General features: G+C 70.7%; 21 protein-coding genes, 1 tRNA gene and 1 pseudogene. 17 read left to right on the top strand and 6 right to left on the bottom strand.

Annotated features, from left to right (window positions below; all coding sequences use genetic code 11):
* The coding region (locus GEV28_RS06225) for a helicase (protein WP_291409503.1) at positions 1-1447 on the top strand (1447 nt) is incomplete at its 5' end.
* 166 nt (positions 1448-1613) lie between these two features.
* Here the strand turns inward: GEV28_RS06225 and GEV28_RS06220 are convergent.
* A tRNA-Gly gene (locus tag GEV28_RS06220) sits at positions 1614-1687 on the bottom strand.
* 57 nt (positions 1688-1744) lie between these two features.
* Here GEV28_RS06220 and dcd point away from each other — a divergent pair.
* Positions 1745-2326 carry a dCTP deaminase gene (gene dcd, locus GEV28_RS06215; protein WP_291409502.1) on the top strand — a complete coding sequence of 194 codons (582 nt, stop codon included), beginning with the start codon at positions 1745-1747 and terminating at the stop codon, positions 2324-2326.
* On the opposite strand, the gene GEV28_RS06210 is transcribed toward dcd, so the two are convergent.
* Positions 2323-3507 carry an MFS transporter gene (locus GEV28_RS06210; protein ID WP_291409500.1) on the bottom strand — a complete coding sequence of 395 codons (1185 nt, stop codon included), beginning with the start codon at positions 3505-3507 and terminating at the stop codon, positions 2323-2325. The two genes, dcd and GEV28_RS06210, sit on opposite strands and share 4 nt — an antisense overlap.
* A gap of 190 nt (positions 3508-3697) precedes the next feature.
* On the opposite strand from GEV28_RS06210, the gene GEV28_RS06205 reads away from it, so the two are divergent.
* The 5 genes from GEV28_RS06205 (at position 3698) to GEV28_RS06185 (ending at position 8908) form a co-directional block, all read left to right on the top strand.
* A complete protein-coding gene (locus tag GEV28_RS06205; RefSeq protein ID WP_291409499.1) occupies positions 3698-4528 on the top strand; it encodes a DUF4097 family beta strand repeat-containing protein in 831 nt (276 codons plus the stop codon).
* 158 nt (positions 4529-4686) lie between these two features.
* On the top strand, positions 4687-6549 hold the full coding sequence (gene dnaK / locus GEV28_RS06200) for a molecular chaperone DnaK (RefSeq protein WP_291409497.1): 1863 nt from the start codon (positions 4687-4689) through the stop codon (positions 6547-6549).
* Positions 6546-7274 carry a nucleotide exchange factor GrpE gene (gene grpE, locus GEV28_RS06195; protein WP_291409495.1) on the top strand — a complete coding sequence of 243 codons (729 nt, stop codon included), beginning with the start codon at positions 6546-6548 and terminating at the stop codon, positions 7272-7274. The genes dnaK and grpE overlap by 4 nt, the downstream gene beginning before the upstream one ends.
* 21 nt (positions 7275-7295) lie before the next feature.
* On the top strand, positions 7296-8480 hold the full coding sequence (gene dnaJ / locus GEV28_RS06190) for a molecular chaperone DnaJ (protein WP_291409493.1): 1185 nt from the start codon (positions 7296-7298) through the stop codon (positions 8478-8480).
* A complete protein-coding gene (locus GEV28_RS06185) occupies positions 8477-8908 on the top strand; it encodes a helix-turn-helix transcriptional regulator (protein ID WP_291409491.1) in 432 nt (143 codons plus the stop codon). Before dnaJ ends, GEV28_RS06185 begins: the two co-directional genes overlap by 4 nt.
* A 55-nt stretch (positions 8909-8963) precedes the next feature.
* Here the strand turns inward: GEV28_RS06185 and GEV28_RS06180 are convergent, their stop codons facing one another.
* Positions 8964-10067 (bottom strand): FAD-binding oxidoreductase, encoded by a 1104-nt coding sequence (locus GEV28_RS06180; protein WP_291409518.1) that lies wholly within the window; start codon positions 10065-10067, stop codon positions 8964-8966.
* Positions 10068-10761: 694 nt separating this feature from the next.
* Here GEV28_RS06180 and GEV28_RS06175 point away from each other — a divergent pair.
* Complete coding sequence (locus tag GEV28_RS06175; RefSeq protein ID WP_291409489.1) at positions 10762-11538, top strand: pyridoxamine 5'-phosphate oxidase family protein; 777 nt, start codon at positions 10762-10764, stop codon at positions 11536-11538.
* 249 nt (positions 11539-11787) lie between these two features.
* A pseudogene (clpB, locus tag GEV28_RS06170) lies at positions 11788-14381 on the top strand (ATP-dependent chaperone ClpB).
* Positions 14382-14596: 215 nt separating this feature from the next.
* Here clpB and GEV28_RS06165 read toward each other — a convergent pair.
* Both GEV28_RS06165 and GEV28_RS06160 read right to left on the bottom strand, forming a co-directional pair.
* Positions 14597-15085, bottom strand: a complete 489-nt coding sequence (locus tag GEV28_RS06165) for an SRPBCC family protein (protein WP_291409487.1) — start codon at positions 15083-15085, stop codon at positions 14597-14599.
* Positions 15082-15432: a helix-turn-helix transcriptional regulator gene (locus GEV28_RS06160; RefSeq protein ID WP_291409485.1), complete on the bottom strand. Its 351-nt coding sequence runs from the start codon at positions 15430-15432 to the stop codon at positions 15082-15084. Before GEV28_RS06160 ends, GEV28_RS06165 begins: the two co-directional genes overlap by 4 nt.
* Before the next feature lie 147 nt (positions 15433-15579).
* Here GEV28_RS06160 and GEV28_RS06155 point away from each other — a divergent pair, with 147 nt between their 5' ends.
* The 6 genes from GEV28_RS06155 to GEV28_RS06130 all read left to right on the top strand — a co-directional run bounded on the left by GEV28_RS06155 (position 15580) and on the right by GEV28_RS06130 (position 20105).
* Positions 15580-16278: a hypothetical protein gene (locus GEV28_RS06155; protein WP_291409483.1), complete on the top strand. Its 699-nt coding sequence runs from the start codon at positions 15580-15582 to the stop codon at positions 16276-16278.
* Positions 16279-16327: 49 nt separating this feature from the next.
* Positions 16328-17107, top strand: a complete 780-nt coding sequence (locus GEV28_RS06150; RefSeq protein ID WP_291409481.1) for an SDR family oxidoreductase — start codon at positions 16328-16330, stop codon at positions 17105-17107.
* Between the two features lie 27 nt (positions 17108-17134).
* Entirely contained in the window at positions 17135-17815 is a 681-nt protein-coding gene (locus tag GEV28_RS06145; RefSeq protein ID WP_291409479.1) for a DUF3137 domain-containing protein, read from the top strand.
* Between the two features lie 27 nt (positions 17816-17842).
* Positions 17843-18667: a phospholipid scramblase-related protein gene (locus tag GEV28_RS06140; protein WP_291409477.1), complete on the top strand. Its 825-nt coding sequence runs from the start codon at positions 17843-17845 to the stop codon at positions 18665-18667.
* A gap of 73 nt (positions 18668-18740) precedes the next feature.
* Positions 18741-19304: an orotate phosphoribosyltransferase gene (gene pyrE / locus GEV28_RS06135; protein WP_291409475.1), complete on the top strand. Its 564-nt coding sequence runs from the start codon at positions 18741-18743 to the stop codon at positions 19302-19304.
* 48 nt (positions 19305-19352) lie between these two features.
* Positions 19353-20105 (top strand): LemA family protein, encoded by a 753-nt coding sequence (locus tag GEV28_RS06130; RefSeq protein ID WP_291409473.1) that lies wholly within the window; start codon positions 19353-19355, stop codon positions 20103-20105.
* 8 nt (positions 20106-20113) lie between these two features.
* On the opposite strand, the gene GEV28_RS06125 is transcribed toward GEV28_RS06130, so the two are convergent.
* Positions 20114-20635, bottom strand: coding sequence for a hypothetical protein (locus tag GEV28_RS06125; RefSeq protein WP_291409471.1), 522 nt, complete (start codon positions 20633-20635; stop codon positions 20114-20116).
* A 164-nt stretch (positions 20636-20799) separates the two neighbouring features.
* Here GEV28_RS06125 and GEV28_RS06120 point away from each other — a divergent pair, with 164 nt between their 5' ends.
* On the top strand, positions 20800-21180 hold the full coding sequence (locus GEV28_RS06120; RefSeq protein WP_291409469.1) for a DUF2784 domain-containing protein: 381 nt from the start codon (positions 20800-20802) through the stop codon (positions 21178-21180).
* Positions 21177-21827: an RNA methyltransferase gene (locus GEV28_RS06115; protein WP_291409467.1), complete on the top strand. Its 651-nt coding sequence runs from the start codon at positions 21177-21179 to the stop codon at positions 21825-21827. Before GEV28_RS06120 ends, GEV28_RS06115 begins: the two co-directional genes overlap by 4 nt.
* The last annotated feature ends 5 nt before the right edge of the window (positions 21828-21832 follow it).

Raw genomic sequence — 21832 nt, 5'->3', positions numbered from 1 at the left:
GTTCATGACCGCCGGCGACCTCGTGCCCGGCCTGCACGTCACCGCAGACGACACGCCGGAAGCCGCACGGCTCAAGGGCTCACTGAAGATCCTCGACGTGCTCGCGGCGGCGGTCGCCGACCGGCAGCGGCTGCCGGAGCATCCGCTGCCGATCGCTCTGGGGAGCACCACGGTGCGGATCGACGCCGAGACCGCGGAGTGGGCCAGGGAGGAGGCGCGCGCGAGCGGGCTGCCGCACAACGAGGCCCGCGCGGTGTTCAGTGAGATCGTCACGTATGTGCTCACCGAACGGGCGATAGCCCGGATCGGCCGGGGCTGGCTGACCAGGTCGGACCGCGACGCATGGGAGCAAATGCGGATGGATCTGTTCAAAGAACTCGCGGACGACGACAAGTTCACCGCCGCGCTCGACGAACTCTGGCCGAAACTGACGCCGGAAACACTGTTGGCACAGCTGTACACGTCGCCAGAACGGCTGCGGGCGGCCGGCGCCGACCAGGCACTGTCGCGCGCCGACGGCGAGGCCTGGACGGTGTCGGACGTGCCGCTGCTCGACGAACTGGTCGACCTGCTGGGCCGCGACAAGGCGCCCGACCAGGCCGCCGAGCGGGAACAGAAGGCCGAGGCCGAGTACGCCGCCGGCGTGCTGGACAGCCTCGTCAGCCGCCAGGACTCGATGGACGACGATGACCACCTGTTCGCCACGGACCTGCTCTACGCCGAGGACCTGGCCGACCGGTTCCTCGAGCGCGACACCCGGGACCTCGTCGAACGCGCCACCGCGGACCGGGACTGGACCTACCGGCACATCGTGGTCGACGAGGCCCAGGAACTGTCCGAAATGGACTGGCGGGTGCTGATGCGGCACTGCCCGGCCCGATCGTTCACCGTGGTAGGCGACCTGGCCCAACGCCGGTCGGTGGCCGGAGCGACATCGTGGGCCACGATGATGGAGCCGTACGTGCCCGGCCGCTGGGAGTACCGGTCGCTGACGGTGAACTACCGCACTCCGGCGGAGATCATGACCGTCGCCGCCGCGCTGCTCGCCGAGTTCGCGCCCGGGGTCCAGCCGCCGGAGTCGGTCCGCGCGTGCGGCGTCCAGCCATGGTCCAGACGAGTCACCGAAGACGACCTGCCCGCTGCCATCGAGGAGTTCGCACGGGACGAAGCCGGCCGCGAAGGCACCAGCGTGGTGATCGGGCCACCGGGAGTGCCGGGCGCGGTGGTGCCGTCGGAGACGAAGGGCCTGGAGTTCGACGCCGTCCTGGTCGTGGAACCAGAACGGATCCTCGCCGACGGCCCACGCGGCGCGGCCGAACTCTACGTCGCCCTCACCCGCGCCACCCAACGCCTCGGCGTCCTGCACCAGGGCCCATTGCCGCAGGCCCTGACCGGACTCGCGGAAACCGGGACACCCGCCCAGGCCGGGCAGCAACGGTTGGGGTAGCGATTCGGGTGCGGTTTGGTTCGATACCAAAACCGACACCGAACAGTTCCTGGTCCACGTGGAAAGCCCGATGATGCGTGGCGAGTGGACGGACCCGCTCCGAGCGCGAATCAAACAACGAACCCCAGGTCCACAGTAGACATGTTGTGACCTGGGGGTTCGTGCGTGGAGCGGATGACGGGAATCGAACCCGCGTTCTCAGCTTGGGAAGCTGATGTTCTACCATTGAACTACATCCGCAGTGCCCGTCTGGCGGGCCTCGCCGAGGATACACGGTCGCGCCGTTAGGCTGAGCGGGTGTTGTTGAGCGATCGGGACCTGCGCAAGGAGTTGGAGTCCGGGCGGCTCGGGCTCGACCCGTTCGACGAGACCATGGTGCAGCCGTCGAGCATCGATATTCGGCTGGACCGGTTCTTCCGGGTCTTCAACAACACGAAATACACCCACATCGACCCCCGCCAGCAGCAGGACGACCTCACCTCGCTCGTCGAGACCGTCGACGAGGAGTCGTTCGTCCTCCACCCCGGGGAGTTCGTGCTCGGGTCGACCTACGAGGCCGTCGACCTCCCGGACGATCTCGCGGGGCGCCTCGAGGGCAAGTCGTCGCTGGGCCGGCTGGGGCTGCTCACCCACTCCACCGCCGGTTTCATCGACCCGGGTTTCGCCGGGCACATCACGCTGGAGCTTTCCAACGTCGCCAACCTGCCGATCACGCTGTGGCCCGGCATGAAGATCGGCCAGCTCTGCCTGTTCCGCCTCTCCACCGCCGCCGAGCACCCCTACGGCTCCAAGGCCGCCGGCTCCCGTTACCAGGGCCAGCGCGGCCCCACCCCGTCGCGCGCCTACCTGAACTTCCACCGGATCGACACCCGGCGCTAGGCCGCGCGGGCCGACGCCAGCCTGCGCTCGCCCGCCACCGGCGTCAGCACCGCGCCGGCCAGTGGGAACACCGCGGCCAGCGCGAGCGCCACCGGATAGCCGAACACAGTGATCAGCGCGCCGAACGCCGGCGCGGCCGCCATCGCCACGATGTTCTGGCCCGTGTTCTGCACGCCCATCGCCCGCCCGGCCCAGAACGGCCCGGCGAGCTCGGCCGTCGCGGTGAAGCCCAGCCCGTTCGGCGAGACCGTGACGATCAGCGCGGCCACCAGCGCGGCCACCGCGAGCCAGGACCCCAGCGCCTCGCCCAGTCCCCACAACACCATCGTCAGCATCCCGAGCAGGGCCACGACCCGCATCGGGCCCATCCGGTTGCCCACCCGGTCCGACCACACGCCCGCGGCGACCCGGGCCACCGCGCCGACCACCGAGACCACGGCGACCAGCTGTCCCGCCGCGACCGGGCTCCACCCACGCTCCGAGGCGAGGAACGTCACCGCGAACGTCGCCGCCACGAACTGCGGCACCACCAGCAACGCGCTCGCCGAGTGCACCCGCAGCAGGGTGCGCGCGGGCTCGTCCCGGTACGGCGACGCGACCGCGCCCGGCGAGGACGCGGCCGGCCGCGGCGGGTCGATCACCACCAGGAGCACGAGTACGGCCGACACCAGGCACAGGACCGCCGGCAGCGTCACCGCCGCCTCGTGGCCCCACCGATGCGCGATCGGCGGCAGGGTCGCCGCCGCGAGGCCGACCCCGATCGGCTGCGCGGTCTGCCGGATCCCCATCGCGAGTCCGCGCTCGGAGGGGGTGAACCAGCCCAGCACCACCCGCCCGCTCGCCGCGTTGACCGACGCCCCGGCCGCGCCGGCGAGCATCAGCCCGGCGCCGAACGCCACGAGCCCGGGCAGCGCGAGGCTCGCCAGCAGCAGCCCGCCGGTGGCCGCGAGCCCGACGGCCATCACGATCCGCTCGCCGTACCGGTCGGCGGCCGCGCCCCACGCGATCAGCGCGAGCAGCAGACCCGACAGCGGTGCCGACACGAGCAGGCCCGCCTCGGCCAACGAGACGCCGACGCCGCGCTGCAGCTCGGGAATCAGGAACGGCATCCCGTAGAGGAAGCTCGACGTGGTCGCCTGTGCGGCGATCCCCGCGGCGAGGATGAACCACCGTCGAGCCATGCTTGCACGGTAACTTGTGGCTCCTGCATCCTGAGAACGATCTCCCACATGATGGACCTGGGATGAGGGAAACCACACTCGCCGGTGGGGCAGTCCCCAGGGTGGATTGGGGGGCGTCCCTGATGTCGCGCCGGGTTGCTCGGCAATAGCGTCGAGGAGACGCAAGGTTGCTGAGCAGAGGGGTAGACCAATGGGGATCGGACGGGTCGTCGCGGCGACCGCACTAGGAATCGCCGGGCTGAGCGTGCTGAGCGCGTGCGGCTGGACCTTCGGCGACGAGACCTACAGCGACTCCAACGGGGTCGGTGAGGAGTTCACCAGCGTCCGGTTCGCCAACGACGCGGGCAACATCACGATCCGCACCGGCGACACCGCCACGGTCGAGCGGAACGTGCACTACAACGACGAGAAGCCCGGCGAGGACACGAACCGGGTGAGGAACGGCGTGCTGGAGCTCGACGCCTGCCCCGTCCGCAACTGCTGGATCGACTACGAGGTCACGGTCCCGGACGGCACGAAGATCAGCGGCCAGGCCGACTCCGGCAACGTCGAACTGACCGGTGTCGCCGAGGCCAACGTGCTGGCGAGCTCCGGCAACGTGATCGTCAAGGACGTGGCGGGTGTGGTGAACGTCGAGGCGAGCTCCGGCAACATCGAGCTGTCCGGCATCGGGGGCGCGGTCGTCGCGAAGGCGGAGTCGGGCAACGTGACCGCGAACGGCGTCCGCGGCGAGGTCACCCTGCACGCGTCCTCGGGTGACATCGAGGCGCGCGGGATCGGTGGCGCGGCTCAGGTGGACTCCGCGTCGGGCAACGTGGTGGTAGAGCTCACGGCCGCGCGGGACGTGTGGGTCAAGGCCGAGTCCGGCAATGTCGAGCTCACGGTGCCCGACGCGGCGTACAAGGTTCAGCTCAGCTCCGGCGGCGGCCACCTGGACAGCCAGGTCGAGGACGACCCGGCCGGCGCACACCAGCTCGACCTGCACACGGACAGCGGCAACATCACGGTGACGCAGGCCTGAGCGGGACGCGGGAACCTTCGGCGCACATGCCGCGTTGGGGGATGCAGGAAGGTTGAGCGGGCGGGGCTCAAGTTTGGTTTGACGGCGGATCGGATCCGCCGGCAGACTTGAGCGGGAAGCACTCAACCCACACAGGAAGATCAGCAGGAGGAAATCCAATGGCGCGAGCGGTCGGTATCGACCTGGGGACGACCAACTCCGTCGTCGCTGTCCTCGAGGGCGGTGAGCCGACGGTTATCGCCAACTCCGAGGGTTCGCGGACGACCCCGTCGATCGTGGCCTTCGCCAAGAACGGCGAGGTGCTGGTGGGCCAGCCGGCGAAGAACCAGGCGGTCACCAACGTCGACCGAACGGTCCGGTCGGTCAAGCGGCACATGGGCACGGACTGGAAGACCGAGGTCGACGGCAAGACCTACTCCGCGCAGGAGATCAGCGCCCGTGTCCTCATGAAGCTGAAGCGGGACGCGGAGGCCTACCTCGGCGAGCCCATCAGCGACGCGGTCATCACGGTTCCCGCGTACTTCGAGGACGCGCAGCGGCAGGCCACCAAGGAGGCCGGGCAGATCGCGGGCCTCAACGTCCTGCGGATCGTGAACGAGCCGACCGCGGCGGCGCTGGCCTACGGCCTGGACAAGGGCGAGAAGGAGCAGACGATCCTGGTCTTCGACCTCGGTGGCGGCACGTTCGACGTGTCGCTGCTGGAGATCGGCGAGGGTGTCGTCGAGGTTCGCGCCACCAGTGGTGACAACCACCTCGGTGGCGACGACTGGGACCAGCGCATCGTCGACTGGCTGGTGGACAAGTTCAAGCAGTCCGCGGGCATCGACCTGAACAAGGACAAGATGGCGCTGCAGCGCATCCGCGAGGCGGCGGAGAAGGCCAAGATCGAGCTGTCCAGCTCGAACAGCGCCAACATCAACCTGCCGTACATCACCGTGGACGCGGAGAAGAACCCGATGTTCCTGGACGAGACGCTGTCCAGGGCCGAGTTCCAGCGGATCACCAGCGACCTGCTGGACCGCACCCGCGCGCCGTTCAACAACGTGATCAAGGACGCCAGTGTCAAGGTCGGCGACATCGACCACGTGGTGCTGGTCGGCGGTTCCACCCGGATGCCCGCGGTGTCCGACCTGGTCAAGGAGCTCACCGGCGGTCAGGAGCCCAACAAGGGCGTCAACCCGGACGAGGTCGTCGCGATCGGCGCGACCCTGCAGGCCGGCGTGCTGCGCGGCGACGTCAAGGACGTGCTGCTGCTGGACGTCACCCCGCTGTCGCTGGGCATCGAGACCAAGGGCGGTGTGTTCACCAAGCTCATCGAGCGGAACACCACCATCCCCACCAAGCGGTCGGAGATCTTCTCCACCGCGGACGACGGCCAGACCACCGTCGGCATCCAGGTCTTCCAGGGTGAGCGGGAGATCGCGGTGCACAACAAGAAGCTGGGTACCTTCGACCTCACCGGCATCCCGCCGGCACCCCGGGGCGTCCCGCAGATCGAGGTCACCTTCGACATCGACGCGAACGGCATCGTCCACGTCAACGCGAAGGACCTCGGCACCGGCAAGGAGCAGTCGATGACGATCACCGGCGGCTCGGCGCTGCCGAAGGACGACATCGACCGGATGGTCAAGGACGCCGAGGCGCACGCCGAGGAGGACAAGAAGCGTCGCGAGGAGGCCGAGGTCCGCAACCAGGCCGAGACGCTCGTCTACCAGACCGAGAAGTTCGTCAAGGACAACGACGACAAGATCCCGGCCGAGGTCAAGGACAAGGTCAACCTCGCGGTCAAGGAAGCGCAGGAGTCGCTCAAGGGCACCGACACCGCGGCCATCAAGGACGCGATGGAGAAGCTCGCCACCGAGTCGCAGGCCATGGGCTCGGCCATGTACGCCCAGTCCGGCGCGCAGTCGTCCGGTGCCGGTGACGCCGGTGCGGGTGCGGGTGCCGCGGGCGGTGAGCAGGCCGCACCGGGCGCGGAGGACGTGGTGGACGCCGAGATCGTGGACGAGGACAAGAAGTGACCTCGGACCGACCTGACGAGAACTCCGGAGAGGAGCCGCGAGTCGTGGTGCGCGACCGCCGACGGATCGACCCGGAGACGGGTCAGGTCCGGCCGGCGCCCGACCCCGAGCCGACGAAACAGGCGGAGCACGAGCCGGTCGCCCCACCCGGGGCGACCGGTCCGGTGGAGCCGAGCCAGGAGGCCGAGCTGAAGGCGCAGCTCGACGAGCGCACCGCCGACGTGCAGCGGCTGCAGGCGGAGTACGCCAACTACCGCAAGCGGATCGACCGCGACCGCGAGGTCGTGGTCACCACGGCCAAGGCGTCGGTGGCCCAGGAGCTGCTGTCGGTGCTCGACGACATCGAGCGCGCGCAGCAGCACGGCGACCTCACCGGCGCGTTCAAGGCGGTGGCCGACAAGCTCGTGGCCACCCTGGAGCGCGTGGGTCTGGAGTCCTTCGGGCACGACGGCGAGCCGTTCGACCCGGCGGTGCACGAGGCCGTCCAGCACGACACGTCGCCGGATGTCGTGGGGCCCACGGTCACCGCGGTGCTGCGCCGCGGCTACCGGTTCGGTGACCGGATCGTGCGGGCCGCGCTGGTCGGGGTCACCGACCACGAGCCGGGCGGCCCGGTCGAGCCGCCGCTCACGCCGGCCACCGCGCCGTCGGACGAGCCGGGCGCGGGCGACTGGTTCGCCCCGGCCGAGGACCCGCCGGGTGACAGAGCGAACGACCAGATCTGACCCGGGAGGAGGGGACGTCCGATGAGTGCGAGGGACTGGATCGACAAGGACTTCTACCACGAGTTGGGGGTCCCTTCCGACGCCGGCGACGCGGAGATCAAGAAGGCCTACCGCAAGCTCGCGCGCGAGCTGCACCCGGACGCCAACCCGGGCAACGCCCAGGCCGAGGCCCACTTCAAGGCGGTGTCCGAGGCCTACGGCGTGCTGGGGGACTCGGAGAAGCGCAAGCAGTACGACGAGGCACGCAGGGTCTTCGGCTCGGGTGGTTTCCGCCCGGGTGGCTTCGGCGGCTTCGGCACGGGCGGCGGCTCGACGTTCGACTTCGGTGACCTGTTCAGCGGCCAGCAGGCCGGCGCCGCCGGCGGTGGCGGCATCAGCGACCTGCTGGGCAACCTCTTCGGCCGCCGGGGCGGCACCGCGGGCTCGACCAACCGGCCGCGCCGCGGCGCCGACGTCGAGACCGAGGTCCGGCTCGACTTCGTCGAGGCGGTCAAGGGCGCCACGGTGCCGCTGCGCCTGTCGAGCCCGTCGACCTGCGGCACCTGTCACGGTTCCGGCGCCAAGCCCGGCACCAGCCCGCACACGTGTGCCACGTGTGGCGGGGCGGGGCTCGTCAGCCGCAGCCAGGGCGCCTTCGCGTTCAGCGAGCCGTGCCGCGACTGCCGCGGCACCGGCCGCATCGTCGACGACCCGTGCCCGGAGTGTGGCGGCGACGGGGTCAGTACCCGGACCAGGACGCTCACCGTCCGGATCCCCGCGGGCGTCAACGACGACCAGCGCATCCGGCTGGCCGAGCAGGGCGAACCGGGCGCCGGCGGCGGTCACGCGGGCGATCTCTACGTGCGGGTGCACGTCACCCCGCACGCGGTGTTCGGCCGGTCGGGCAACGACCTCACCATCAAGGTGCCGGTGACCTTCCCGGAACTGGCCCTGGGCACCACGCTGGACGTGCCGACGCTCGACGGCAAGGTGTCGCTGCGGGTGGCGCCGGGCACGGCGAGCGGCCGGGTCCTGCGGGTGCGCGGCAAGGGCATCGCCAGGCGCGACGGCCAGGTCGGTGACCTGCTGGTGACGCTGCAGGTGGCCGTCCCGGCCACCATGGACGACAAGGCCAAGGCGGCTCTGGCGGAGTACCTGACGGCCACGTCCGGGCACGACCCGAGGCCCGACCTCACCGCGATGCTGGAGAAACGGAGCCAGCCATGACCGGAATCCCGTTTCCCCCCGGCGCCGACGAGGACACCCCGGTCTTCGTGATCTCGGTGGCGGCCGAGCTGTCGGGCCTGCACGCCCAGACCTTGCGCGGCTACGACCGGTTGGGCCTGGTCTCTCCCGGCCGGACCTCCGGTGGCGGCCGCCGCTACTCGATGCGGGACATCGCGCTGCTCCGCGAGGTGCAGCGGCTGTCCCAGGAACAGGGCGTCAACCTGGCCGGCGTCAAGCGCATCATCGAACTGGAACACCAGGTCGACGCGTTACGCGGCCAGGTGGCCGAGCTCGTCGAGCAGCTTGCCGCGGTGCACGCGGCCGCCGAGCAGGCCGCGGCCGCCATCCACCGCTCGTACCGCAACGAGCTGGTCCCGGTCCGCCAGCAAACCGCCTTGGTCGTCTGGAAACCGGCACCCCGCCGCTGAGCGGACGCGGAGACCGGCCCGCCCGCGCCCATGACTCGCCGATCAGTCCACCCGATCAGTCCACGGTGAACGGGTCGTAGGTGATGCGGTCCAGCGCGGTCCCGGCCACGAGCATGCGGGACACGGTGGACCGGACCATCGGTGGCGACCCCGACACGAGCACGTCGTGGTCGTTCCAGGCACCGTGCCGGGGCACGACATCGGCGAGGGTGCCGCGCTCGACGCCGGGGAGCGCGGACTCCGTCTCCAGCACCGGGGTGATCCTCAGCCAGGGGTTGCTGGCCGCGAGCATCTGCAGGTTCTCCAGCTCGTAGAGGTCCGGGCGCACCCGACCGCCGTAGAAGAGGTGCACCCGCGGGTTCTCACCCCACTGCGACAGGTGGTCGATGATCGCGCGCATCGGCGCCACGCCCGTGCCACCGGCGACCATCAGCACGTCCCGGCCGGCGTTGCGGTCCACCCGGATCCGGCCCATCGGCGGGCCGATCCGCCACGAGTCACCCGGCTGCGCGGTGGCCACGATGGACCGGCTCACCCAGCCGCCGTCGACGGCCCGCACGTGGAACTCCAGCAGCCCGTCGTCGCGCGGTGCGGTCGCCGGCGTCAGGTACCGCCACATCCGGGGCCGCTGCGGCGCCTCCACGCTTACGTACTGACCCGGTTGGTAGGGCACCGCGAAGTCCGGCCGCACCCGCACGATCGCGAGGTCCCGGCTGAGCCGCAGCCGCTCGACCACGGTGCCCGGCCACCACGCCGGGCCATCGTCGGCGCCGGCCGCCTCGAGCATTGCCCGCGCCATGATCGTGTAGGCCTCGGCCCACGCCCGCTCGACCTCGTCGGTCCAGGCGTCCTTCGCGTACTGCTTGACCCCGGCGAGCAACGCCATGCCCACGGCCTCGTAGTGGCTCGCGACCACGCCGAACTTGCGGTGGTCGCGGCCGAGCTGGCGCAGGAAAGGGATGAGGTCGTCCGGCCGGTCCACCATCTGCACCACGTGCACCAGCGCCCGGAGCAGCCGCGAACGCTGTACCTGCATGTTGACCGGGAACATCTCCCGGGCCGCGGGCTCGATGCTGAACAGCGTGGCATAGAAGTACTCGGCGACCTGCTCGGCGTGCGGTTCGACGACCGCGAAGCTTTCCCGGACGAGCCGCACCATGGCGGTGACCGGATCCGTGGACGGCTCGGCGCTGTCCACGCGCGGAATGGGGCTCACAACGACGTTTGCGGTCATGGTCGGGGCACAGACTCCACCTCTACGGCGCCCGGGGTCGACGCCGCTTGTTCATTTCGCGGTGATCCGTCCCCGACATGAGGACACTAGACGGAATCTCACCGATTGTCCCCACGCATGGCACTTTCGTGTGAGTTGTGACTACTCACAGTGGTCGCATTGGGACGTTCGGGCGACAACGCGGGAGGGGGGTTCGCACGGCCCTGCGCGGCATGACAACGTGTCCGCCGTGCGTTCAAGCCGGGTGACTCCCACCGGTGTTGCCGATCCAGCGTTGCTGGACCTCGAATTCGCCGATCACAAGCCTGTTGTGGCGCCGCGCCCGCTGTCGGCCGCGCCATCGGGCAAGGCTGCCCCGGCGACCTCGGCCGCGGCGGCCGGCCTCCCGGCGGACGGGCCGACCCGAAAATTTCACCCAATCGGGCCAACGTCGGCCGCCAACCCGCCGCACGCCGCTCAGCGCCCGGACCAGCCGCCGCTCCAGCATCCGGCCCCGCAGCCCGCCTACCAGCCGCTTCGCCAGCCGCGCGGCCCGCAGGGCGGCTTGTCCAGTCGCCAGCAGACTGGACAACCCGGGCACCAGCCGCCGGCACAGTCGGTGACCCCGACGGCCCGCCAGGTGGCCTCCCGCACCGACGGTCGCCCGGCCCAACAGCCCGCCAACCAGCTCTTCCAGCCTGCCAACGCCCAGCAGCCAACCGGCCGGCCGGGTCGTCAACAGCCGGGCCAAGCGGCCACGACGCGGTCGGGCGGTCCGCCGGTTCGGCAGGCGCTCGAGCCATGCGCTCAGCAGGGGCAGCCGGGCTCCGGTGGCGAGCATCTCCTCCAGAACGCCTACGGCACGCGGGACCGCGCCGCCCGGTTCTACCGGGACCAGGTCCTCGACCGGCTCAACGACGACATGGTCACCTTCGTCGGGCGGATGGAGATGGCCTTCATCGGCACCGCGGACGCCGGGGGCGAGTGTGACTCCACGTTTCGCGCCGGGCCGCCCGGGTTCCTGCACGTCCTCGACGACCGGCGGATCGCCTACCCCGAGTACCGCGGCAACGGCGTGCTCGCGAGCCTCGGCAACATCAGCGAGAACCCGCACGTCGGCCTGCTGATGATCGACTTCATCGAGGACCTCATCGGGCTGCACGTCAACGGCCGGGCGCGGATCGTCGAGGACGCCGACCTTCGCGCCGAGACACCGGGCCTGCCGAGCGAGATCGAGCGTGGCGGGGCTCCCGAGCGCTGGGTCGTCGTGCACGTCGAGGAGGCTTACGTGCACTGCCGCAAGCACATCCCGCGCATGCAGCAGGTGCCACGCGACCGCGACTGGGGCACCGACGACGTGCGCCGCAAGGGCGGCGACTACTTCGGCGCCCGCGCCCGCCAGGGCGCGACCCGCTAGATCCACACCCGGATCACCCGGGTGGCGGTGGCATCCAAGGCCGAAACTGCATCTTGCACACCTGCCTGTGGATAAAGACCTGGGGATTGTGGACAAGTGGGCATGGGATGTGGACAACGCTCTTGGTACATGTGGGTGAGGGCCGTCACCATGGTCGTCACGGAACGAAATCCGGGGTTGAGCGGAACTGACTCAACTTTGCTGACGTTGAGCTAGTGAGGCAACGCTGCGTATGTGAGGTGAGGGGAATTGGACGCTTTCAACCCGACGACGAAGACCCAGCAGGCGATCTCGTCGGCGGCTCAGGCCGCGACGGCGGCCGGCAACCCGGACATCAAGCCGGTGCACCTGCTCGGCGCCCTGCTCGCCCAGGGTGACGGGCTCACCGCGCCGCTGCTCACCGCGGTCGGCGCCGACCCGGGGGTCGTCCGCAAGGAGCTCGACAAGCTGGCCACCTCGCTGCCGTCGGCGACCGGGTACACGGTCTCGGCGCCGCAGCTCGACGGTCAGGCGCTGCGCGCGGTCACCCACGCGCAGAAGCTCGCCACCGAGATGGGCGACGAGTTCGTCTCCACCGAGCACCTGCTCGTCGGCCTCGCCGCGGAGGGCGGCGCGGTGGCCGACCTGCTCAACCGGCACGGCGCCACCCCGGACGCGCTGCGTGACGCGTTCACCAACGTCCGCGGCTCGGCCCGGGTCACCAGCGCCGACCCCGAGGGCACCTACAAGGCGCTCGACAAGTACGGCCTCGACCTCACCGACCGCGCCCGCAAGGGCGAGCTCGACCCGGTCATCGGCCGCGACGCCGAGATCCGCCGGGTCGTGCAGGTGCTGTCCCGGCGCACCAAGAACAACCCGGTGCTCATCGGCGAGCCGGGCGTCGGCAAGACCGCGATCGTCGAGGGCCTCGCCCAGCGGATCGTGGCCGGCGACGTGCCGCAGTCGCTCTCGGCAAGCGGGTGGTCGGCCTCGACCTCGGCGCGATGGTCGCCGGCGCCAAGTTCCGCGGCGAGTTCGAGGAGCGGCTCAAGGCCGTCCTCAAGGAGATCACCGAGTCGGCCGGTCAGGTCATCACGTTCATCGACGAGCTGCACACCATCGTCGGCGCCGGGGCCACGGGCGACGGCGCCATGGACGCCGGCAACATGATCAAGCCGATGCTCGCCCGCGGCGAGCTGCGGATGGTCGGCGCCACCACGCTCGACGAGTACCGCCAGCACATCGAGAAGGACGCCGCGCTCGAGCGGCGCTTCCAGCAGGTCCTCGTCGGCGAGCCGACCGTCGAGGACACCGTCGGCATCCTGCGCGGGCTCAAGGAGCGCTACGAGGTCCACCACGGCGTCCGGATCACCGACGGCGCGCTCGTCGCGGCCGCCACGCTCTCCGACCGCTACATCACCGCCCGGTTCCTGCCGGACAAGGCCATCGACCTGGTCGACGAGGCCGCGTCCCGGCTACGCATGGAGATCGACTCCCGGCCGGTCGAGATCGACGAGGTCGAGCGGGCCGTGCGGCGCCTGGAGATCGAGGAGATGGCGCTCGCCAAGGAGGAGGACCCGGCCTCGATGCAGCGGCTCGCCGCGCTGCGGGCCGAGCTCGCCGAGAAGCGCGAGGAGCTCACCGCGCTCACCGCGCGCTGGCAGAACGAGAAGGGCTCGATCGAGAAGGTCCGCGAGCTCAAGGAGCAGCTCGAGCAGCTGCGCGGCGAGTCGGAGCGGGCCGAGCGCGACGGCGACCTCGGGCGGGCGGCGGAGCTGCGCTACGGCCGGATCCCCGCGCTCGAGAAGGACCTCGAGGCGGCCACCGCGACGGCCGAGCTGCCGGCCGACGGGCAGGTCATGCTCAAGGAGGAGGTCGGCCCGGACGACGTGGCCGACGTCGTCTCGGCGTGGACCGGCATCCCCGCCGGCCGGCTGCTCGAGGGCGAGACGGCCAAACTGCTGCGCATGGAGGAGGCCATCGGCCGGCGGGTCGTCGGCCAGGCCGAGGCCGTGCGCGTGGTGTCCGACGCGGTGCGCCGGGCGCGCGCGGGCGTCGCCGACCCGGACCGGCCCACCGGCTCGTTCCTGTTCCTCGGCCCCACCGGGGTCGGCAAGACCGAGCTCGCCAAGGCGCTGGCGGAGTTCCTGTTCGACGACGAGCGCGCGATGGTGCGCATCGACATGAGCGAGTACTCCGAGAAGCACTCGGTGGCCCGGCTCGTCGGCGCACCGCCCGGATACGTCGGCTACGACCGGGGCGGCCAGCTCACCGAGGCGGTCCGCCGCAGGCCGTACAGCGTGGTCCTGCTCGACGAGGTCGAGAAGGCGCACCCGGACGTCTTCGACGTGCTGCTGCAGGTGCTCGACGACGGCCGGCTCACCGACGGCCAGGGTCGCACGGTCGACTTCCGCAACACGATCCTCGTGCTGACCTCGAACCTGGGCTCGCATGCGATTGCGGACGCCACGCTCGACGAGCGGCAGCGCAAGGATGCCGTGCTGTCGGTGGTGCAGCGGCACTTCAAGCCGGAGTTCCTCAACCGGCTCGACGACGTGGTGGTGTTCCACTCGCTGGCCACCGAGGAGCTCACGTCCATTGTGGACATCCAGGTGACCCAGCTCGGCAAGCGGCTGGCGCAGCGCCGGCTGACCCTGGAGGTCTCGCCGTCCGCGTGCGACTGGTTGGCGCTCAACGGCTTCGACCCGGTCTACGGCGCTCGCCCGCTCCGCCGCCTGGTCTCCTCCGCCATCGGCGACCAGCTGGCGAAGGCCCTGCTGGCCGGCGAGATCCGCGACGGCGACACCGTCCGGGTGGACATCGCCGACGACAACTCCGCGCTGATCGTCGGCCGCGCCCTCTGACGAGCAAGCCGGGAGCTTCGCGATTCGCGAGCCCCCGGCTCCTCGGGACCGCCGACCAGTCCACAGCCCGCGAGGTTGTCCACAGCCGACGCCGATACTCCCTTTTCGCCGCCGCGACTCGATAGACTGACTCCGAGGGGTGCCCCCGGAGAGGGTGGGGGCTTTCGGGACTTGAGTTCCGCACGCGCGTGTGCGCGCGGGTTGTTCTGGGCCGGTCAGTTCTCGGCCAGTAGGGCGTCCAAGTTCTTGTAGCCGGCGATCACGCCCTCGTCCATGCCGCTGGCCAGGATCATGTCGCGGCCCTCGAAGCTCTCGGCGACGGTCAGGTCGGTCATCCGGGTACGCCCGTCGCCGAGGTCGGTGAAGGTCACCGTGTTGAGGATCGCGCCGTCGCCGATGCCCTCCATCGACTGGGTCTGCACCAGCCGGTCCGGCGAGCGCACCTCGTGGAACGAGCCCCAGAAGGTCACGACCTCCTCCTCGCCGGCGAGCATCGTGTATCGGTAGCTGCCGCCGCTGACCGCGTCCCACCTGTCCAGGCGCACCGACGTCTCCGTCGGGCCGAGCCAGCGCACGAAGACCTCCGGGTCGGTGAACGCCCGGAACACCGCGGCGGGCGGCGCGTCGAACTCGCGCACGATCCGGATGGTCGGCAGGGCCGGGTCGGCCTCGATCCTTGTCTCGGGTGTCGTCGTCGTGGTCATGATGCTTCTCCTTGCCGTTCGTCGGATTCCGAAAGGTCCGCCAGCACGGTGTCGAGGCGCTGGAACCGCTCCTCGGCCGCCATTCGGTACCGCTCGATCCACTTGGTCATCAGGTCGAACACCTCCGCCTCGAGGTGGCACGGGCGGCGCTGCGCCTCCCGTGACCGGCTCACCAGGCCGGCGTCCTCCAGCACCTTCACGTGCTTGGACACCGCCTGGACCGAGACGTCGTAGCTCTCGGCCAGCTGCCCGACCGTCGAGTCGCCGACCGCCAGCCGGGCCACGATGTCGCGCCGGGTGGGATCCCCGAGCGCCGCGAACACCCGGGACAGCCGATCGTCGTTCACGCGCCCCACCACCTGCGAGTTCGTTCTCAACCAATTGGTTGTGGACGACGCTACGGGCGCACCGAGCCTTTGTCAACCAGATGGTTGTGAAAGACGCGTGGGCCCGGTGATCATCGCTCCGTCCGGCCCGCCTACTACGCTCTACGCGTGGGCATACCGGCATGGGTCTGGTTCGTCGTGGCGGTGGTCGCCGGGATCGCCGGCGCCTTGATGTTGCTGCGCGATCGTGCCCGGCTGACCTCGCGAAACCGCGAGCGCCGCCGGTGGGCGGCGCTGCGCGGCTGGCAGTTCGCCGATGCCGACCACCTGCTGCCCACCCAGTGGGAGGGCGGCGCGATCGCCTTCCACGGCGGCGGCATCGCGCGCGACGTGGTCGCCGGCTCGACGTTCACCGCGGACGGCCGGCGCCGGGTCTACGTCTTCGACCTCGAGACCGCCGGCAAGATCACCTCCGTCATCGCGGCGGTGCAGTGCCGGCGCACGCTGCCGGCCGTCGTCGAGCTGTGGCTGCCGAGCGCGCCGTTCCAGCGCGAGCACATGCCCGAGCTCCTCGGCCCGGTGGGCCAGCGGTACGCGTTCGTCTCCGAGCTCACCGCCGCGCGCGGGTTGATCACCCCGGACCTGGTCGACGCCACCGAGGAGATCGGCGCGGACATCGCGGTCACCTGGATCGAGGGTGGCTGGGTGCTCGCCGGCGCCGCGCCGCACGCGAGCCCGTCCCGGCTCGAGCGGCTGCTGCGCGGGATCGGCGAGGTGGCCGACGTGATCGATCCGTTCGACGCGGAGATCGACCCGGTCGGTGAACACGAGCATCCGACCGGTCGGCACGGAGAGCGCCGCGAGTAGATCGGCGGTTCCTCGAGTCACCTGAACGGCTGAGCACTAACGTGTGCCCATGCCAACAGCGCTCGTCACCGGGGCGACGGCGGGGATTGGTGCCGCCTTCGCCCGAAAGCTCGCCGCAGACGGATACGACCTGGTGATCGTGGCCCGCACCAGGGAGCGGCTCAAGGAGGTCGCGGCCGACCTGTCGGCGCGGCACGGCGTCGACGTCCAGCCGCTCACCGCGGACCTGTCGACGACCCGTGCCCGCAAGCGGGTCGAGGAGCGGCTCGCCGACGGCGAGAAGCCGATCGACCTGCTGGTCAACAACGCGGGCTTCGGCACCCGCGGCGCGTTCAGCGAGACCGACATCGACCACCTGCAGGCGCAGCTCGACGTCAACGTCACCACCGTGCTGCGGCTGACCAGGGCCGCCCTGCCGGGCATGCTCGCGCGCAAGCACGGCGGCATCATCAACGTCTCGAGCGTGGCCGGGTTCTTCCCCGGCACCGGCCCCACCTACTCGGCCAGCAAGGCGTGGGTGACCACGTTCTCCGAGGGCATGGCCGCGAACCTCGCCGGCAGCGGTGTGCGGATCATGGCGCTGGTGCCGGGCTTCACCCGCACCGAGTTCCACGACCGGGCGGGCGACGACATGTCCACGCTGCCCGATCGGCTGTGGCTCGACGCCGACCAGGTCGTCGCCGACTGCCTGCGCGACCTGCGCCGCGGCCGGTCGCGCTCGGTGCCCGGCCTGCCGTACAAGGCGTTGCTCGCGGTGCCCCGGCTGCTGCCGCGGGCGCTGCTGCGCAAGTTCGAGGCCAAGGCCGCGGCCGGGCGCGACCGCACCTGACCGATCGCGGAGGGGGAGGAAACGGGGATGGGGACCACGGGGACGGTCTTACTCGTCATCGGCGGCTTGGTCGTCGTCGGCCTGGTGCTGTACTTCCAGCACCAGGCGCACAAGAAGAAGGTCGCCGAGTTCACCGCGTTCGCCGCGCAGCGCGGCTGGCGCTACATCGAGCGCGACCGGCCACTGAAGGACCGGTTCCTCGGCACGCCGTTCGGCAAGGGACACGGCCGCAACGCCCAGCACATCCTCCGCGGTGAGCACCGCGGCCGGCAGGTCCTCGTCTTCGAGTACAGCTACAAGGAGACCCACGGCAGCGGTGACAACAGGCGCACCGAGACCTACCACCACACCGTCGCCTCGGTCTACATCCCCAAGCCCCAGCCCATGCTGGAGATCGGCCGCGAAGGCTTGGGGCGCAAGCTCCTCGGCTTCGTCGGCGTGCGGGACCTGCAGCTGGAGAGCGAGCAGTTCAACGACACGTTCCACATCCGCACGGACAACGAGAAGTTCGCCTACGACGTGCTGCATCCGCGGATGATGGAGTGGATGCTCGCGGACCAGCGGGCGCTGACCAACGGGTTCCGGTTCGAGCGGGGCGACCTGGTGGTGTGGGACGGGGAGAAGATCGACCTCCAGAAGGTCCCGTGGATGCTCGACTATCTCTGCGACATCCTCGACCAGGTGCCAAGCTTCGTCTGGAAGTCCTGACGACCGGCCCGACAGAGGACGCACGCCATGACCCAGCAGCCCGGGTGGTATCCGGAGCGGCCCGGCTCCACCGTTCTGCGTTGGTGGGACGGCAACCAGTGGACCCAGCACACCCAGCAGGGACCGCCGCAGCAGCAACCGCCGCGCAGTGACGCGAGTGGCTGGGAGGTCCCCCTCGGCCACGGCCCCGACCCGGACAAGATCCGCGAGCAGACCCGGGAGGCCGGCGTCGGCCAGGCCGGCCACGGCGGCGGGACGCTGTTCACCGAGCCGGTGCTCGTGGTGAACCAGAAGGTCAAGCTCATCGAGATGGCCAACGAGTACGCGGTGTTCGACCAGCACGGCCGCCAGCTCGGGTCGGTCGCCCAGATCGGCCAGACCGCGCTGAAGAAGGCGGTCCGCTTCTTCACCAGCTACGACCAGTTCCTCACCCACCGGCTCGAGGTGCGCGACGCCGACCACCAGCCGGTGCTGATGCTCACCCGGCCCGCGAAGGTCCTCAAGTCGCGGGTGATCGTGGCCCGGCCGGACGGCTCCGAGGTCGGGCAGATCGTGCAGGACAACGTGTTCGGCAAGATCCGGTTCAGCTTCCTGGTCAACGAGCAGCCGATCGGCGGCATCCAGGCGGAGAACTGGCGGGCGTGGAACTTCGCGGTCCTCGACCACACCGGGGCGGAGATCGCCAGGATCACCAAGACCTGGGAAGGCTTCGCCAAGACGATGTTCACCACCGCCGACAACTACGTCGTGCAGGTGCACCGGCCGCTGGCCGACCCGCTCGCGAGCCTCGTCGTGGGATCGGCGCTGACCGTCGACACCGCACTCAAACAGGACGACCGCGGCTTCGGTTGACCGGGCCCGCCCGGCTGTGACGTCGGGCGCGCCGCACCGGGTTTTGTCGGTGTTCCATGAGAGGCTCCGACCTGTGCGAACAGTCCCTGGCATTGACGCGACGGCAAAGGGCGAGCTTGCTCGGTTGGTGGGCGAGCTGGCCGTGGTGCGAGGCCGGGTGGTGCTCTCCTCCGGCAAGGAGGCCGACTACTACGTCGACCTCCGGCGCGCCACGCTGCATCACGCGGCGGCGCCGCTCATCGGCCGGCTGCTGCGCCAGCTCACCGCCGACTGGGACTACGTGGCCGCGGGCGGGCTCACGCTCGGCGCGGATCCCGTTGCCGGCGCGATGATGCACGCCGCGGCGGCGGCCGGCGAGGTGCTCGACGTCTTCGTGGTGCGCAAGGCCACCAAGGAGCACGGGATGCAGCGGCGGATCGAGGGCATCGAGGTGGCCGGCCAGCCGGTGCTCGCCGTAGAGGACACGTCCACCACCGGCGGCAGCGTGCTCACCGCGGTCGACGCGCTCACCGAGGCGGGCGCCGACGTCATCGGGGTGGCCACGGTGGTCGACCGGAACACCGGTGCCCGCGAGGCGATCGAGGCGCGCGGGCTGCCCTACCGCTACCTGCTGGATCTCGTCGACCTGGGGCTGTAGTCGTTCGTTCGTCACGCGGCGGCGCTGCGGGCGCGATAGCCTGCCGGGGTGAACGCAGTATTGATCATCATTCTGGTCGTGGTCGCGCTCATCGTGATCGCCGTCGTGGCGTTCATCTCGATGTACAACAAGTTCGCGAGGCAGCGAAACACCATCGAGGAGTCCTGGCGCCAGATCGATGTCGAGCTGCAGCGCCGGCACGACCTGATCGGCAACCTGGTCGAGGTAACCAAGGCGGCCGCGCAGTTCGAGCAGCAGACACTGACCCAGGTCGTCCAGGCGCGGACCCAGGCGGTCCAGGCGCACGGGGCGGGCCCGGCGGCGCAGGGCCAGGCGGAGCGCTCGCTGAACGGGGCGCTGGCCAACTTCTTCGCGGTGGCCGAGCAGTACCCGAACCTCAAGGCCAACCAGGACTTCCTCTACCTGCAGCAGCAGATGGTCGAGACGGAGGACCGGATCGCCGCGGGACGCAGGTTCTACAACGGCAACGTGCGCGCGTTCAACACCCGGTTCGACACGTTCCCGTCGAGCATGGTCGCCAACTTCGGCAAGTTCCAGAAGAAGGAGTACTACGAGGTCGACGACCCGCAGGTCCGCGCGGCGCCGTCGCTCAAGGGCGCCTTCGACAGCCTGAACACCCAGGTGACGCCGACCCCGCCGATCGGCCAGCAGGCGATCCAGCGGCAACAGCCTGCCGCGGGCCCGATGCCGGTCCAACCACCGCAGACCCCACCGGCACCCCCGGTCCAGCAGCCGAACGCCCAGTCGAACCAGCCGCCGCCCGCGCCACCCCAGAACTGACCGGGGCACTAGGCCCCGCGTGACTCGGCGACCCGGCGCATCCAGTAGCGGAACCAGTTGTGGCCGAAGGGCACGTACACGCGGACCGGCACGTCGCGCGCGGTGAGGTCGGCCAGCACGTTCGCCTGGGCCGTGGCGCCGAGCCGGCCGGCCAGCCCTCGCCCGGCGACGTCGAGCACGCACGCCAGCACGGCGCCGGCGCGCGCGTGGTCCTCCGCGCCGACCTGGATGCGCCGGCCGTCCGGCAGCGCCCGTGCGATCGCCGCGAGACGGTCCGCGCACCCGCGCGGGTCGACGTCGAGGCCGAGGTGGGACAGGTCGATCGCCAGCCAGGCGTCCGCCGGAAGGTCGGCGAGCTCGCTCGCCACCCGGCGGTAGTCCTCGGCGACCCGCCGCGCCTCCGCCGGATCGTCGACCAGCTCGCCGAACTGGTCGATGCTGCTCGCCACGCCGTGCGCGTGGAGCTCCCGGACCGCGCGAACCGCGTCACCGACCGCGGTACCCGCGACGTATGGGACGCCGCCCGCCACGCCAAGTCCTCCCCGCGCGGCACGGACCGGACCGCACGCTCCAGCCGGGTACTCGTGGCGGGGCGGAACAGGATCGCGCGACCGATCGGCATGGCCTCATCCTGGCAGCCGGCCGGCCGCCCGGATCCGCCACCTGACAAGGCGTTTCCCGGTACCGTGGGGCCATGGCCGGGTTCCTCGCCGATGTCACGGTGGTGGTGCACTTCGCGGCGCTGCTCTACATCGGACTCGGTGGGTTTCTCGCCTGGCGGTGGCCTCGGACCATCTTCGTGCACGTGTTCTTCGCGCTCTGGGGCATCGCGATCAACACGCTGCCCATCGTCTGCCCGATCACCGCGCTCGAGGACTTCTTCCGCCGCCAGCAAGGGCTCGGACCGCTTCCCGGCGGCTTCAACGAGTACTACATCTACGGCGACCTCATCCCCCGCGGCCTGCTGCCCGTCGTCGCCGTCGGGGCGGTCATACTGCTGGTCGTGTCCTACGTCGGCGTCTACCTGAGGTGGCGGAACCGGCGCGCCCAGCAGGCCGTGCCGGCGGCGCGGTGAACCCCGAGACCGGGCCCACCGAGTGGGAGTTCGGCGAGCCCGTCGGTGTCGGACCCTGGCCGGGTGACTGGCCGGACGACGACCGCTACGACCCGACCCTCCTCGCCGAGGGCGACCGCCGCAACGTCGTCGACGCCTACCGCTACTGGCGCCGCGCCGCGGTCGTCGCGGACCTCGACCAGCGGCGCCACGACTTCCACGTCGCCATCGAGAACTTCGGGCACGACCACAACATCGGTACCGTCGTCCGCACCGCCAACGCCTTCTCCGCCAAGGCCGTGCACGTCGTCGGCCGCCGCCGCTGGAACCGCCGCGGCGCCATGGTCACCGACCGGTACCAGCACGTCGAGCACCACCCGGACGTCGAGTCGCTGCTGAAGTTCGCGGCCGCCGAGGACCTCACGATCATCGCGGTCGACAACACCCCGGGCGCCGAGCGGGTGGAGACCGTCCGGCTGCCGCGCCGCGCGCTGCTCCTGTTCGGCCAGGAGGGCCCTGGTCTCACCGAGGAAGCCCGCGCGGCCGCCACCACGGTCGTGTCGATCGCCCAGTTCGGGTCGACCCGCTCGATCAATGCCGGCGTGGCGGCCGGCATCGTGATGCACACCTGGATCCGCCAGCACGCGGACCTCGACAAGGCCTGGTAACTCAG

Origin of the sequence: Actinophytocola sp. (assembly GCF_009379765.1) — a bacterium.
Classification (GTDB): Bacteria; Actinomycetota; Actinomycetes; order Mycobacteriales; family Pseudonocardiaceae; genus Actinophytocola.
Note: the sequence above shows the minus strand (reverse complement) of the source record. Positions and strands in the feature narration are given on the sequence as shown.

Coding starts and splice junctions, on each gene's coding strand:
- GEV28_RS06140 (WP_291409477.1), top strand. CDS start 17,843: ATGACCCAGCAGCCCGGGTGGTATCCGGAGCGGCCCGGCTCCACCGTT.
- GEV28_RS06150 (WP_291409481.1), top strand. CDS start 16,328: ATGCCAACAGCGCTCGTCACCGGGGCGACGGCGGGGATTGGTGCCGCC.
- GEV28_RS06205 (WP_291409499.1), top strand. CDS start 3,698: ATGGGGATCGGACGGGTCGTCGCGGCGACCGCACTAGGAATCGCCGGG.
- GEV28_RS06145 (WP_291409479.1), top strand. CDS start 17,135: ATGGGGACCACGGGGACGGTCTTACTCGTCATCGGCGGCTTGGTCGTC.
- GEV28_RS06165 (WP_291409487.1), bottom strand. CDS start 15,085: ATGACCACGACGACGACACCCGAGACAAGGATCGAGGCCGACCCGGCC.
- dnaJ (WP_291409493.1), top strand. CDS start 7,296: ATGAGTGCGAGGGACTGGATCGACAAGGACTTCTACCACGAGTTGGGG.
- GEV28_RS06180 (WP_291409518.1), bottom strand. CDS start 10,067: ATGGTGCGGCTCGTCCGGGAAAGCTTCGCGGTCGTCGAACCGCACGCC.
- GEV28_RS06210 (WP_291409500.1), bottom strand. CDS start 3,507: ATGGCTCGACGGTGGTTCATCCTCGCCGCGGGGATCGCCGCACAGGCG.
- dnaK (WP_291409497.1), top strand. CDS start 4,687: ATGGCGCGAGCGGTCGGTATCGACCTGGGGACGACCAACTCCGTCGTC.
- GEV28_RS06120 (WP_291409469.1), top strand. CDS start 20,800: ATGGCCGGGTTCCTCGCCGATGTCACGGTGGTGGTGCACTTCGCGGCG.
- GEV28_RS06185 (WP_291409491.1), top strand. CDS start 8,477: ATGACCGGAATCCCGTTTCCCCCCGGCGCCGACGAGGACACCCCGGTC.